Source organism: Flindersiella endophytica (assembly GCF_054779015.1).
This window is the reverse complement of the sequence record NZ_BAAGYY010000010.1, coordinates 13,331-27,674: the sequence shown is the minus strand read 5'-3', so window position 1 is coordinate 27,674 and position 14,344 is coordinate 13,331. Positions and strand designations below refer to the sequence as shown.

10 protein-coding genes are annotated in these 14,344 nt (G+C 70.5%); 6 read left to right on the top strand and 4 right to left on the bottom strand.

Translation table 11 applies throughout. The annotated features are described in order from the left end of the window. Positions 1–35: 35 nt before the first annotated feature. The gene (locus ACYVF6_RS10785) at positions 36–4,595 is read right to left on the bottom strand and encodes a DEAD/DEAH box helicase family protein (RefSeq protein ID WP_460519510.1); all 4,560 of its coding nucleotides are present in this window, start codon (positions 4,593–4,595) and stop codon (positions 36–38) included. A 120-nt stretch (positions 4,596–4,715) separates the two neighbouring features. Here ACYVF6_RS10785 and ddaH point away from each other — a divergent pair, with 120 nt between their 5' ends. From ddaH to ACYVF6_RS10770, 3 genes are read left to right on the top strand one after another with little or no spacing between them, the layout of a single operon-like run. Then, positions 4,716–5,480: a dimethylarginine dimethylaminohydrolase family protein gene (gene ddaH, locus ACYVF6_RS10780; RefSeq protein WP_460519507.1), complete on the top strand. Its 765-nt coding sequence runs from the start codon at positions 4,716–4,718 to the stop codon at positions 5,478–5,480. Positions 5,481–5,484: 4 nt separating this feature from the next. Then, positions 5,485–6,519 (top strand): aminoglycoside phosphotransferase family protein, encoded by a 1,035-nt coding sequence (locus ACYVF6_RS10775; RefSeq protein ID WP_460519504.1) that lies wholly within the window; start codon positions 5,485–5,487, stop codon positions 6,517–6,519. A 10-nt stretch (positions 6,520–6,529) separates the two neighbouring features. Beyond that, positions 6,530–7,117: a DUF5655 domain-containing protein gene (locus ACYVF6_RS10770; protein WP_460519500.1), complete on the top strand. Its 588-nt coding sequence runs from the start codon at positions 6,530–6,532 to the stop codon at positions 7,115–7,117. A gap of 16 nt (positions 7,118–7,133) precedes the next feature. Here the strand turns inward: ACYVF6_RS10770 and ACYVF6_RS10765 are convergent, their stop codons facing one another. From ACYVF6_RS10765 to ACYVF6_RS10755, 3 genes are all read right to left on the bottom strand, one after another. Next, complete coding sequence (locus tag ACYVF6_RS10765) at positions 7,134–9,263, bottom strand: endo-beta-N-acetylglucosaminidase (RefSeq protein ID WP_460519497.1); 2,130 nt, start codon at positions 9,261–9,263, stop codon at positions 7,134–7,136. A 79-nt stretch (positions 9,264–9,342) separates the two neighbouring features. Then, positions 9,343–10,680, bottom strand: coding sequence for a WD40/YVTN/BNR-like repeat-containing protein (locus ACYVF6_RS10760; protein ID WP_460519494.1), 1,338 nt, complete (start codon positions 10,678–10,680; stop codon positions 9,343–9,345). Beyond that, positions 10,677–11,171, bottom strand: coding sequence for a SigE family RNA polymerase sigma factor (locus ACYVF6_RS10755; RefSeq protein ID WP_460519491.1), 495 nt, complete (start codon positions 11,169–11,171; stop codon positions 10,677–10,679). Before ACYVF6_RS10755 ends, ACYVF6_RS10760 begins: the two co-directional genes overlap by 4 nt. 266 nt (positions 11,172–11,437) lie before the next feature. On the opposite strand from ACYVF6_RS10755, the gene ACYVF6_RS10750 reads away from it, so the two are divergent. From ACYVF6_RS10750 to rfbD, 3 genes are read left to right on the top strand one after another with little or no spacing between them, the layout of a single operon-like run. Continuing rightward, positions 11,438–12,511 carry a glucose-1-phosphate thymidylyltransferase gene (locus ACYVF6_RS10750; protein ID WP_460519488.1) on the top strand — a complete coding sequence of 358 codons (1,074 nt, stop codon included), beginning with the start codon at positions 11,438–11,440 and terminating at the stop codon, positions 12,509–12,511. Beyond that, a complete protein-coding gene (rfbB, locus tag ACYVF6_RS10745) occupies positions 12,508–13,497 on the top strand; it encodes a dTDP-glucose 4,6-dehydratase (protein ID WP_460519486.1) in 990 nt (329 codons plus the stop codon). Before ACYVF6_RS10750 ends, rfbB begins: the two co-directional genes overlap by 4 nt. After that, positions 13,494–14,342: an SDR family oxidoreductase gene (rfbD, locus tag ACYVF6_RS10740; protein ID WP_460519483.1), complete on the top strand. Its 849-nt coding sequence runs from the start codon at positions 13,494–13,496 to the stop codon at positions 14,340–14,342. The genes rfbB and rfbD overlap by 4 nt, the downstream gene beginning before the upstream one ends. Positions 14,343–14,344 lie beyond the last annotated feature (2 nt).

Sequence of the window (14,344 nt, the reverse complement as noted above, 5' to 3'; positions counted from 1 at the left end):
TTGCTGGTTCCGACCGGCTCCTTTGGAGATACGACCTAGCTGCGCAGGCGGAGGCCGCGCGGGGTGGTGTGGAAGCCGGCGGCGGAGAGGGCGGTTGCCAGTGGGCCGGGTGGGCCTGGCTGGAGGACGCCTTCGCTGTTGGCGCGTTCGACGGTGAGTTTGCCGAGCATGCCGTCGCGGACGGAGAGGGCGAGGGCGTCGGCGGCGGGTTGGAGGAGGAGCGAGTCTTCGGTCCAGGTGAGGAGGCTGCGCCCGCCGCGTTCGACGTAGAGGATCAGGGCGCCGTCGACGAGGACGACGAGGGCGCCGGCTTTGCGGCCGGGACGGTGGCCGTGGTCGGACGGTTGGTCGGGCCAGGGCAGGGCCGCGCCGTAGGGGTTGGCGGGGTCGGTCGCGGCCAGCACGACCGTGCGGTTGGGCTTCTCGTCCGACCTGCTGTCACCGCTGCCGCCACTTCCCGCGCGCAGGCGGTCGACCGCTCCTGGTGCGCCGAACTGGGCGGCGCCCAGGCCGGCGACGAAGTAGCCACGTCGGCAGCGGCCGGACTCCTCGAATGCCGTCAGGACCTTGTAGGTCGCGGCGAAGCCGCCGGGCAGGCCTTCGGACATGACGGCGCCGCGGGTCACGATGCCGTGCCGGTCGAGCAGGGCTTCGGCGGCGGCGTGGGCGCGCCGGGTCGGGTCGGGCTCGCGCAGGGGGAGCGCCGACCAGCGGCCGGCCACGGTGGGCGGGCCGGTGCGGCTCGGCATCGACGGCCGGGCCAGCCGAGGCCGGCCGGCCACCCGGGCTCGGGGCGAGGAACGTTGCGACCGGTGTGCCGTGCGCCCGCCGCCGAGCAGTGCGCGCAGCGGCGCCAGCGTGTCGCCAGTCAGCTGGCCGGCCCACACGAGGTCCCACAACACGGTGGCCAGCTCGGTGTCGTTGGTCGCGCCCACGGCATCGGACAGCTGGTGGAAGAAGAACCCACCACCCGGCGACAGCAGGTCGACGACCGCCTGGTGCAAGGTCCCCGGCTCGAACTCCGGATCGGGATCCGGCAACGTGAGGTCGGCCGTGTCGGCCAGGTGCAGCGAGACCCACCCGTCGGCACCCGGCAGTGCACCATGCCCGGCCCACACCACCTCGCCCGAAGCGGTCAGCTCGTCGAGCATCGCAGGGGAGTAGTCGACGACTCGCGCGGACAGCACCAGCGGCTCCAGCGCCGACGCCGGCACCGCGCACCCGGCCAGCTGCTCGACCACCCGCAGCACGCCTTCGACGCCACGCAACCGCCCACCGACGTGCTGCCACGCCGGCAGGAACCGCGCCAGCTCGACCGGCTCCACCGGCTCGACCTCGCGCCGCAACGCCGCCAGCGAACGCCGCCGGATCGTGCGCAGCACTCCGCTGTCGCACCACTCGGTGCCGAGCTCGCCGGCCCGGAACTCACCCTCCGACACCCGGCCCTCGCCGGCCAGCCGCCGCAACGTGTCGAGCACGACCGCCACACCCAGCCCGAACCGCTCGGCCACCTGCAGAGCGTGGAACGGCCCGTGCGTGCGGGCATAGCGCGCCACCAGGTCACCCAGCGGATCGGCCATCGGCGCGAGGAACGCCTCCGGAACGCCAACCGGCAACGGAATCCCCAGCGCGTCGCGCAGCCGCCCGGCATCCTCGACGCCGGCCCAGCGCTCAACCCCGGCGATCTTCACCCGGATCAGCCGCCGTGCACTCTCCAGCTCCGCCAGCCAGCCACCGACGACGGACGACGACTCGGCCGAACGTTCGACGGCCTCGGCGGTCGACAACGGCCCGAGCAGCCGAAGCAGGTCGGCCACCTCTTCGGCGTTGCGGGCCTTCCGATCGTCGGCCAGCCGCTGCAGCTCCACCTCGGTCTGCACCACCACACCCGGATCGAGCAGGTCGCGCAGCTCGGTGTGGCCGAGCAGCTCGGACAGCAGCGACTGGTCGAGCGCCAGCGCCGCCGCCTTGCGTTCGGCCAGCGGTGCGTCGCCTTCGTACATGAACGCCGCGATGTAGCCGAACGTCAGCGACTTCGCGAACGGCGACGGCTCCTGGGTCTCGACCTCGACGACCCGCACCCGGCGGGCCGAGATGTCGCGCAGCAGGCCGACCAGCCCGGGCAGGTCGTAGACGTCCTGCAGGCACTCGCGCACGGTCTCCAGCACGATCGGGAACGAGCCGTACTTGCTGGCCACCGCCAGCAGCTGTGCCGACCGCTGCCGCTGCTGCCACAACGGCGACCGCCGCTTGGGGTCACGCCTGGGCAGGAGCAACGCCCGCGCCGCGCACTCGCGGAACCGCGACGCGAACAGCGCCGACCCACCGATCTCCTCGGTGACCAGCTGCTCGATCTCGTCGTGGTCGAATGCCACCAGCTCGGCCGACGGCGGATCGGCTTCGGTGTCGGGGATCCGCAGCACGATGCCGTCGTCGGCGTGAATGGCCTGGACGTCGACGCCGTAGCGCTCACGCAGCCGCCCGGCGATCGCCAGCGCCCACGGCGCGTGCACCGCCGCGCCATAGGGCGAGTGCACGCACAGCCGCCAGTCGCCCAGCTCGTCGCGGAACCGCTCGACCACGATCGTCTTGTCGGTGGGGACGTGCTTGGTGGCCTGCTTCTGCTCCTGCACGTAGGAAACCAGGTTGGCCGCCGCCCACTCGTCGAGCCCGACCTCGCGCACGCGCGCGGTCCCGGCCTCCGGCCCGAGCTTGACCAGCTCGCGAACGAAACCGCCGATCGCGCGCCCCAGCTCCGCCGGCCGCCCGAGCGTGTCGCCCTTCCAGAACGGCAGCCGGCCGGGCTGGCCGGGCGCGGGCGAGACCAGCACCCGGTCGTGGGTGATGTCCTCGATCCGCCAGGACGAGGCACCGAGCGTGAACACGTCGCCCACGCGCGACTCGTAGACCATCTCCTCGTCGAGCTCGCCGACCCGGGACGCCTTCTCACCGACGAGGAACACACCGAACAACCCGCGGTCGGGGATCGTGCCGCCGCTGGTCACCGCCAGCCGCTGCGCACCGGGCCGCGCGCTCAACGACCCGGCCACCCGGTCCCACACCACCCGCGGCCGCAACTCCGCGAACTCGTCTGACGGATAGCGCCCGGCCAGCATGTCGAGCACCGCTTCGTACGCCGACCGCGGCAGCGTCGCGAACGGTGCCGCGCCTCGCACCAGGTCGTAGAGGTCGTCGACGTCCCACCCGTCCATGCAGACCGCCGCGACCACCTGCTGGGCCAGCACGTCGAGCGGGTTGGCCGGCATCCGGGTCTCTTCGATCTGCCCGGTGCGCATCCGGTCGGTGACCACCGCGGTCGCCACCAGGTCGCCACGGAACTTCGGGAAGATCACGCCGCGCGAGACGGCACCGACCTGGTGCCCGGCCCGCCCGACCCGCTGCAGGCCGCTGGCCACCGACGGCGGCGCCTCGACCTGCACCACGAGGTCGACCGCGCCCATGTCGATGCCGAGCTCCAGGCTGCTGGTGGCCACCACGCACGGCAGCCGTCCGGACTTCAGGTCGTCTTCGATCAGCGCCCGCTGCTCCTTGCTGACCGAGCCGTGGTGAGCCCGCGCCAGCACGCCCTCGGCACCCTTGGCCGCGCCGGACTGCGCCATGATCTGCGCCGGCGGTTCGCCCTCGGGCATGGCTTCGCCATGAGTGCGTTCGTAGGAGATCTCGTTCAATCGCGCGGTCAGCCGCTCGGCCAGCCGCCGGGAGTTGGAGAACACCAGCGTCGAGCGGTGCTCCTCGACGAGGTCGGCCACGCGTTCCTCGACGTGCGGCCAGATCGACGACCGTCGCTCGGGCCCGGCCGCCGCGCCGAACTGCTGGTCGTCGGACAGCACCTCGCCGAGCGCGCTCATGTCTTCGATCGGAACGACCACCTGCAGGTCGAACTGCTTGGCGTAGGGCGGGTTGACCACCTGAACCGGCCGGCTGCCCCCCAAGAAGCGCGCCACGGTCTCGACCGGGCGAACGGTGGCCGACAGCCCGATCCGCTGCGCCGGCCGCTCCAGCAGCGCGTCGAGCCGCTCGAGACACAGCGCGAGATGAGCGCCACGCTTGGTGCCGGACACGGCGTGTACCTCGTCGACGATCACGGTCTCCACGCCACGCAGCGCGTCGCGCGCCTGCGAGGTGAGCAGCAGGAACAGCGACTCCGGCGTGGTGATCAGAACGTCAGCCGGGGTGCGCGCGAACCGTCGCCGGTCGTCGGCCGGAGTGTCGCCGGACCGCACCGCGACCTCGATGTCGGGCCGCTCCAGCCCGAGTCGTTGCGCGGTGTGACCGATGCCGGTGAGCGGGCTGCGAAGGTTGCGCTCGACGTCGACGGCCAGTGCCTTGAGCGGTGAGACGTAGAGCACCCGGCAGCGCCGCTGCTTGTCGGCCGGCTTGGGCGTGCTGGCCAGCCGGTCGATCGCCCAGAGGAACGCCGCCAGCGTCTTGCCGGACCCGGTGGGCGCCACGACCAGCGTGTTTTCACCCTGGCTGATGGAATCCCAGGCGCCGGCCTGGGCGGGCGTCGGCGCGTCGAAGGAAGCGGCGAACCACTCCTTGGTCGCCGCTGAGAACCGCTCCAGAACCTGCATGGGCCCATCGTCTCTCGGACCACCGACATATGCCTGTCCGAGGCCCGGCAGCCCGAGAACCTCGGCGGGATCGGCAACGCCCGCCAGTCCGGCTGAGGCCGAACTGGTAAGCCTGGGGCCATGAACGGAGTCGCACTCGTCCGCCGGCCTGGCCCCAGGCTCGCCGAGGGGATCGTCACCTACCAGCGACGGGAGCCCGTCGACGCCGAGCTGGCCGAGCGGCAGCACGCGGCCTACGTCTCCGCGTTACGCGAGCACGGCTGGCGGCCCGTGGAGGTGCCGGCCGCCGAAGAGCATCCGGACGCTCCGTTCATCGAGGACATGGTGGTCTCCTTCGCCGGCCTTGCCGTGCTGACCCGGCCCGGCGCACCCGAGCGGCGCGGCGAGCTGGCCGGCGCCGCTTCGGCCATTCGGGAGGTGAGCCAGGAGCTCGGCCTCCAGACAGTCGGCATCGACTCGCCCGGAACGCTGGACGGGGGAGACGTCCTGCAGGTCGGCTCGACGGTCTACGTCGGCCGGTCGGGACGCACCAACGACGAGGGAATCGCGCAGCTGTCCAGGGCGCTGGCGGCGCGGGGCCGTACGGTCGTCCCCGTCGAGTTGACCGGCGCTCTGCATCTGAAGTCGGCGGTCACCGCGCTGCCGGACGGCACGCTGATCGGCAATCCGGACCACGTCGACCTGCCCGGCTTGCTGGCGTCACCAGAGGAGACCGGTGCGCACGTCGTGCTGCTCGGCGGCGACACCGTGCTGCTGGCCGACTCGGCGCCCGAGACCGCGAGACTCCTTACCGGCAAGGGCTTGAACGTCGTCGCCGTCGGCATCAGCGAGTTCGAGAAGCTCGAGGGTTGCGTGACCTGCCTGTCGGTGCTGATCGATGCTTAGGCGGGTGCCGTTCGGCGACGCGTTGCGGGCAGAGCTCGGCAAGCCGAAACGCGTCCGCAAGCTCCACAGCAGCCCACGCTCCCGGGTGTGGCGGATCGAGCTCGACGGAACGCCGGCGATCGTCAAGCAGATCGTCGACGGCGCCGACCCGGACGCGCAGTACGCCCGCGAGGCGACCGCCCTGCGGCCGGCGGCCCGCGCGGACCCTCCGGTCGCTCCCCGCCTGCTCGCGGCCGACGAGTCGCAACGCGTGCTGGTGCTGGAACATCTGGCACGCCACCGGCCCGGCCCGGAGTGGGTCACTGGGTACGCCGAGACCCTGGCCCGCCTGCACGCCACCACCGGCCCGGCCGACGCCGGATCCCTGCCGGAATGGGAGGCGCCACAGCCCGCCGACGTCGAGGCGTTCCTGCGGTTCGCCGGCGCGCTCGACGCGAAGGAGGACCCGGCCGTCAAGGAGGAGCTCGACGCACTGCTCGACCGGCTGGCTCCCGCCGGGCACTTCGCGTTGCTGCACGGCGATCCCTGTCCGGGCAACGATCTGCACGTCGACGACGGCGTGCGGTTCGTCGACTACGAGGGTGCCGCGCTGGGCAACGGCCTGCAGGAGCTCGCCTACCTACGCATCGGGTTCCCGACCTGCTGGACGTCGATGGAGCTGCCGGTAGCCGCGCTGGCCGAGGGCGAGGAGGCCTACCGTTCGGCCTGGAACCGCGAGACAGGCACCGACGTCCCAGGCGACCTGGCCGACGCGTGCGCGGGCTGGCTGATCAGGGGCGACATGCTGGTGCAGGCCTCGCAACGCAAGAAGGCCGACCAGCTCGCCCGCGTACTCCACGAGGACTGGGACTGGGGACCGCCCACGGCCCGCGAGCGGCTGGTGCACCGGCTCGGTGTCGTCGCGCACCTGGCAGGCGACGACTCCGGCCTGCCCGCGTTCGGCCGGCTCGCGGTCGCCGTACGCACGAGCATGCTGCGTCGCTGGCCGGATCTGCGCCCGCTCCCGTGGGCCCGCGACCCGCGTTGCGACCTCCAATAGGCTGGCCCGCATGGTTCAGGTGAAGTCGTGGGAGGAGATGCGGGACTGGCAGATCGATCTGCTGACCCGCTCGACCGGCGAAGGATTGGAGACTTGGCGGAAGCGGATCGCCAAGAGCGGTCTCGCCGCCTCGGACGAGGAGGCGCTGCGGTCCTGGCTGAAGGAGCAGGGCGTCACCGGGTACGCGCAGATGCTGCTGGTGCACGAGACGTTCGGGTATCCCGACTTCCTGCTCAAGGGCCCCGACCAGCTGGTCGACGAGCAGTACGCCGACCGGCCCGCGCTGCGCCCGATCCTCGACGCGGTGCTCACGGTCGTGTCCCGGTTCGACGACCTCACCATCCAGGCCCGCAAGACCTATGTGTCGCTGGTCGGTCCACGGCGTACGTTCGCGATCGTGCAGCCGACGACGAAGAAGCGCGTCGACGTCGGCCTGCGGCTGCCGAACGCCGAGCCGGCCGGCCGGCTGCAGGCCGCGAAGAGCCTCGGCAACGACACGATCAACGTGCGCGTCGCCCTGGCCTCGCCAGACGAGGTCGACGCCGAGGTCAGGGCGCTGCTGCGGCGGGCCTACACCTCGAGCCAGCCGCGCGGATAGGTCCGGGGCAGCGCCGTCAGGACCAGCGCACGGCCGCCCCGGCACCCGGGCTCGGCAGCCCCGCGGTCGACACCGCGACCAGCTCGAGCCTGGTCGCGGGCTCCGACCCCTGCCGCGTGAGGCCGGTCACCACGAAGACCTCGTCGTACGTCCGGCCCAGCCACTCCCGGCCGTCGTCCCAGACCCGGAACACGTCGTAGTACCAGACGTCCCGGGCCTCGAGCTCCCAAGCCAGGTAGGCGGTCGCGGTGCCGTCACCGAAGTGCGCCTGCTCGACCCGGAACCCCTTCGGCCGCCGCGGCGGCCGGCAGTCGGCCTCCCGCCGCAGTGCCAGCTCGCCGAGCCAGACCGTGTGCGCCTCGACCGCCTCGGGCGAAAGCAGCCCGGCGCTGATCGCGGCGATGGTCCGGCCCGCGTATCGCCCGAGCGCCCAGTGCTGCTCGGACCAGCCGCTGCCGCGGGTCCGCCCGGCCGCCAGCCACACCGTCTCGCCGGGTGCGTCCTCGAAGACCAGCCCGATCCGCAGGTGGCTCGGAGCCTGCGCCGCATCCGCACCCGTCCGGTACCGCACCGCCAGCGTGACGTCGCTGGAGACCGCCAGTCTCGTCTTGTACAGCTTGGCTTCGAGCGGTACGCCCGCCTCCAGCGCGCCGCTCAGCCGGAGCGACGTGGGTCCGTTCCACGCGCTCGCGTAGTCGTAGTCGGCCGACAGACCCGCGCTCGTCCACCACTGCCAGGTCGGCAGCAGGTCCTGCACGCCGATGTTGAACCACGGCCGCTCACTCACCGTCCGGCCGTTCACGAAGCATTCGAGTCCCGTGCCGGTGTTGAACCGCGTCACGAACGGGTACCTGCCGACGACCGACTTCTCCACGATGTAGTGCGCCACGCCGTCCCAGCGCTCGGGGTTCAGCTTGTCGGAGCCCGTCGGCGGCAGCGAACGCCCGGTCCGGCTCGGATCCTGCGCGGGACCCGACCACCACTGCCGCTCGTACGTGTAGGCGACCGCCTGCTCCTCGACCGTCGCCTTCTCACCGGGTGCGATCCGCCACACGAACTCCGAGCCGAGGATCGCCCAGCTGGTACGGGCCGGAGCGCCCTCGGGGAAGACGAACCTCGGGTCGTACGGCTGGGAGAAGTTGTTCAGCCCGCCCTCGGTGCCGGAGTAGACCACCTCGTAGGGATCGAGCCCGAGCGAGACGGCGTAGTCGTGCGAGCGCTGCATCCTGGCGTCGTTCCACCAGTAGTTGAGGAAGATGCTGTCGCAGACCCGCTCGCCGTCGCTCAGCACCCACGGAGAGTTCACGGTGTTGAACTCGTTCTGGTAGCGCACCGTCCCGGCCGTCGTCAGCGAGTCGTACCACTGCACGTGCAGTGCTGACTTGTCGCTCCGCTCCGTGGAATCCGGCGTGGACTTGGCCAGGTACGAGAAGAAGTCGTGCAGCAGTGCCGCCTGCTCGGGCGTGATCTGCGCTTCCTGGTTGATGAAGTAGCCGTCGAAGCCGAAGTACCGGGCGATGGACACCAGCTGGTCCGCCATCGGGAACGAGCCGTCCGCTCGCTGCTCCAGCACCTGCGCGAAGTCCTCCGGCCGTGGCCAGTACCAGCAGCCGAGGCTCAGCGCACCGTTGCGGTGCGCGGTGTCCGACCAGGCGGGGTTCGGCAGGTTGATCATGCCGAACCGCGGCTCCTCGGCGTCGTGGTCGCCGTCGACCGGCAGCCCGTGCCAGGAGCCCATCAGGTCGAGGTACTGCCAGAAGCGCAGCGCGTAGGCCTGGAAGCTCGTGCCGTACTTGTGCGCGAGGACGAAGTTGTCGGCCTCCATGTAGTCGTTGGCGAGGCTCATCATGCGCGGCCCGCCGGCCAGCCCGGGACGTGCCTGGGTGGCCTGGAAGGCCGGGATCCGGGTGGCCACGGGCACCCGGGACCGCAGGTATTTCGCGTACGGATCGGACGCGGACGTCCACGACTTGATCGCGGGGGCGTCATAGCCGTGCAGGAACGGGATTCCCAACGGCGGTTCGACGATGGCGGCATCAGCGGCGTACGCGGCCGGCAGCGTCGAGAAAGCCAGGCCGTCGCCAAGGGCGAAAGCCGCGATTCCGGCGGCTCCGGCGGTCTGAACGAACCTACGACGGTTGATCACTACCGACCAATACCAGCGGACCGCGCCCGCTACCAGGCGCGGTCCGCATTCGGCCGATCGGCCGGTGGCTGTTCGACTATTACTTGACCGAGACGGGGTTCCAGTCCGACCCGGCGTTGGTGGTACGGAACAGGTTGCCCTGCAGGTCGATGATGTAGCCGACCTCCGGCGTGGTGAAGCCGGAGTAGGTCGGCGTGTCGAGACCCTCGACCGGCACGGTGGCGGACTGGTCGCCGTCGACCTTGCGGACCTCACCCGGCACCGCGAGCACGGCGCCGTCCTTGCCCTGCGCGCCGACCGCGCTGGCGTTGGTGGACACGGCGTCGCCGCCGGTGTCGACCGGGTCCCACTGGCGTCCGGCGTCGTCGGAACGCAGGAGCTCGGAGCCGGTGCCGGTCGGGCACTGCAGCCACAGCGAGCCGTCGCTGGCCGACAGGTCGCCGCCGGACAGATCGGGCGCGCACGGCGTCGGCCGCTTGTCGAACGTCTGGCCCGCGTCCTCGGAGATCATGGTGTAGGTCTCGTCGTCCGTACGGTCGGCGATCGCGACGGTGTTGTTGGTGGCCGCGAGGTCGGACGGCTTGGACAACGCCACCTTCAGCTGCTGCCAGGTGGGGCTGCCGGCCTTGGTGGACCAGACACTCCAGGAGTCGCCGGCCCTGGCGAGGGCGTAGGCGCGGCCGTTCTCGGCCTCCAGGCGTTCGACCTCGCCGGGAACGCCCTTGGTGCGCTCCCACTTCTGCCCACCGTCGTTGGTGGCCCACAGGGCGTTGCCGTAGGCCCAGCCGTTGTCGTCGTCGGCGAAGCGTACGTCGTGGACGGTGGTGGCGTCGGTGGTCTGGTCGTTGGCGACCCGGGCGTCGAACGCGCCGACCTGGCCGAAGTTCTTGCCGCCGTCGTCGGTCAGCGCGACCGAGGCGTTGTCACCGTTAGCACCCAGCACCCAGAACCTCTCGGCCGACGTCGCCGTCAGCGAGGCCGCGTGGAAGCCGGCGGGCACCGGCTTCAGCCTGACCGTGGTCTTGTCTTCGTTCCTCGGCTCGGAGGTCTCGTCGGCCGGCGGAACGGTCGACTCCGGGGTGTTGCGTCCCTCGGTGGACTTCTCCGACGACCCGGGGCTGGCCAGCATCGTCGACGGTGTGGGCGTGGTGGTGTTGGTGGTCGCGGTGTCCTGCTGGCTGGCGGTCGTGGACTGGTCGTCCTTGAGATAGGTCGTGGCGTAGCCGGCGCCACCGACGCCGCCTGCGACGACGGCGATCGCTGCCAGCGCCATGCCGGCCTGCTGCCGCCTGCGGCGGCGCCGCGCCCCGGTGTGGACACGGTCGAGCATGGCCTCGTCCGCGGGCAGCTTCCAGCCGTCTGTCTGGAGCCCCCGGCGCATCCGATCCTCGAGCGGATCGCTGTGTGGCTCACTCATCGGGCATCCTCCTGCTGAAGCTGGAGCCGGTCGCGTACCTTCTGCAGCGCTTTGTGAGTCTGGCTCTTGACCGTTCCCAGGGAGCAGCCAAGCTGATGGGCCACCTGCTGCTCCGACATGTCTTCGGCGAACCGAAGGACCAGCACGGTCCGCTGCTTGGGCGGCAAGGTCGAGAGCACCTGCTTCAGGTCGCTGTCGAACGGCTCCGCGTCGTCATGATGCGGATGGTCTGGCACGTCGTCGACCAGATACTCGCGCCGGCGCTTGCGCCAGATGCTGACGTTGCGGTTGACCATCGTGCGGCGGACGTAACCCTCCGGGTCGTCCCGGTTCTGCACCCGTGACCAAGCGTTCAGGGTGCGTTCCAGGGCGTCCTGGACAAGATCGGCCGCTGCATCGGGGTTACCCGTCAGCATGTGACCGAAGCGCAGAAGCTCTGGCATCCGGGCACGGACGAACGCATCAAAAACCTCCTTGTCGTCGCTTTGCACGCGACTCCTTCCCGCCTTTTTGGGGCGGTCGTGCCCCAGGACGCACAAGCCTTGCCTACAGGTTGCCTCATCTACCTGACCTCTCGTTCGAGGCCCTGGTTTCGCCCATTTGGTGACAAGTTGATCACGTCGCGTTTGTTTCCGGGCAGCCACAGAGTGATCACGACGTGACCGCCGTCCAGCGTTCCATGGACTCGTTCCCGATCAACGCGAAAGTGAACAGTGGGTGACGCACTGCGTAGCCGCTGCCGTTAGGGTGGGCCGCTATGCGAGCGCTCGTGTTGTCCGGAGGGTCCGGCACCAGACTGCGGCCGTTGACTCACACGTCGGCCAAACAGTTGGTGCCGGTGGCCAACAAACCTGTCCTGTTCTACGGCCTGGAGGCGATCGCCGAAGCGGGGATCACCGAGGTCGGCATCGTCGTCGGCGTCGACGCCGCGGCCGAGGAGATCAAGGAGGCGGTGGGTGACGGCAGCCAGTTCGGGCTGGACGTCACCTTCATTCCGCAGGACGCGCCGCGCGGGCTGGCCCATGCCGTGCTGATCGCGAGTGACTTCCTCGGCGACGAGGACTTCGTGATGTACCTCGGCGACAACTTCATCGTCGGCGGGATCAAGCCGCTGGTCGACGAGTTCCGGCAGGAACGCCCGGCGGCCCAGGTCATGCTCACCAAGGTGCCCAACCCGACCGCGTTCGGCGTCGCCGAGCTCGACACCAACGGCAAGGTCGTCGGCTTCGAGGAGAAGCCGAAGCAGCCGAAGAGCGACCTGATCCTGGTCGGCGTCTACATCTTCACCCCGGCCGTGCACGAGGCGGTTCGCTCGATCAAGCCGTCCTGGCGCAACGAGCTGGAGATCACCCACGCGATCCAGTGGCTGATCGACCAGAGCATGGACCTGCGTTCGACCGTGATCTCCGGGTACTGGAAGGACACGGGCAACGTCGCCGACATGCTCGAGGTCAACCGGACCATCCTGGAGACGCTCGAGCCGGAGACCCAGGGCAGCGTCGACGCCGCCAGCGAGATCATCGGGCGGGTCGTGATCGAAGCCGGCGCCTCGGTCGAGGGGTCGCGGATCGTCGGACCCGCGATCATCGGCAGGGGCAGCAGGGTGGTCGACTCCTACGTCGGGCCGTTCACCTCCGTCGAGCACGACTGCCGCATCGTCGACGCGGAGATCGAGTACTCCATCGTCGAGCACGACACGTCCATCGAGGGCGTACGCCGGATCGAGGCGTCGCTCATCGGCCACAACGTCGAGGTCACGCCGGCGCCGCGGGTGCCCAAGGCGCACCGGCTCGTCCTCGGAGACCACAGCAGGGTGCAGATCAGCTCATGAAGATCCTCGTCACCGGCGGTGCCGGTTTCATCGGCTCGCACTTCGTCCGTACGACGCTCTCTGGTGGTTATCCCTTCTCGGACGGCGTCGAGGTCACGGTCTTCGACAAGCTGACTTACGCCGGCAACCCCGCCAACCTCGACCCGGTGCGCGGTGCGCCTGGTTTCAGTTTCGTGCAGGGCGACATCTGCGACGCCTCCGCCGTCGACGACGTGATGGCCGGGCAGGACGCGGTGGTGCACTTCGCGGCCGAGTCGCACGTCGACCGCTCGATCCGCGGCGCCGCCGACTTCGTGGTGACCAACGTCGTCGGCACCCAGGTGCTGCTCGACGCTGCACTGCGTAACGGCGTCGGGCCGTTCGTCCACGTGTCGACCGACGAGGTCTACGGCTCGATCCCGGAGGGCTCCTGGCCGGAGACCGATCCGGTGCAGCCCAACTCGCCCTACTCCGCGGCGAAGGCGGGCAGCGACCTGCTGGCGCTGTCGTTCCACCGCACGCACGGGCTCGACGTCCGGGTGACGCGGTGCTCCAACAACTACGGGCCCTATCACTTCCCGGAGAAGGTCATCCCGCTGTTCATCACGAATCTGCTGGACGGCAAGAAGGTGCCGCTCTACGGCGACGGGCTCAACATCCGGGACTGGCTGCACGTCGACGACCACTGCCAGGGTCTGGCTCGCGTCCTGGAGAAGGGCCGCGCCGGCGAGGTCTACAACATCGGCGGCGGCACCGAGATCACCAACAAGGAGCTCACCGCGCGGCTGCTCGCGGCGTGTGGGGCTTCGTGGGACGACAGCGTGGAGTACGTCGAGGACCGCAAGGGTCACGACCGGCGCTACTCCGTCGACTGGAAGAAGATCCACGACGAGCTGGGCTACGAGCCGAAGCACTCGTTCGACGACGGGCTCGCCGAGACGGTGGCGTGGTATCGCGACAACCGCGCGTGGTGGGAGCCGCTGAAAGAGAGGGCGAAGCTCCAGTGACGCGCTGGCTGGTGACCGGCGCCGGCGGCATGCTGGGCCAGGATCTCCTTACGGCGCTGGGCTCTTCCGACGTGGTGGGGCTGCGGCACGCGGATCTCGACATCACCGACGCCGCCGCGGTGAAGTCCGTACTCCACTCGCACGCGCCTTCGGTCGTGGTCAACTGCGCTGCCTACACCCGGGTCGACGACGCCGAGGCCGACGAGGCCACGGCCCTGCGGCTCAACGGCGACGGCGTACGCAACCTGGCGGCGGAGTGCGCATCGCTCGGCGCGCGGCTGATCCACGTGTCGACCGACTACGTCTTCGCCGGTGACGCTTCGGCGCCGTACACCGAGGACGCGCCCACCGGGCCGCGGTCGGCGTACGGCCGGACGAAGCTGGTGGGGGAGCAGGCCGTGCTGGAGCTGCTTCCGGAGCAGGGCGTCGTGGTGCGGACGGCGTGGTTGTACGGCGCGCACGGCGGAAACTTCGTACGCACGATGATCCGCCTGGAGGGCGAGAAGGACACGCTCTCCGTGGTCGGCGACCAGCGCGGCCAGCCGACCTGGACGGTCGACGTGGCCGAGCGCCTGGTGGCGTTGGGGAACCACCCGTCCGCGCACGGTGTCTTCCACGCGACCAGCTCGGGCGAGACGACGTGGTTCGGGCTGACCCGGGAGATCTTCCGGCTGCTCGGCGCGGACCCGGAACGCGTCCAGCCGACAACGACCGACAAGTTCCCCCGCCCCGCGCCGCGGCCCGCCTACAGTGTGCTGGGCCACGGCCGGTGGGCGGAAGCCGGCATCGAGCCGATCCAGGACTGGAAGGACGCGCTGGAGAAGGCGTTCCCCGCACTCGTCTGAGT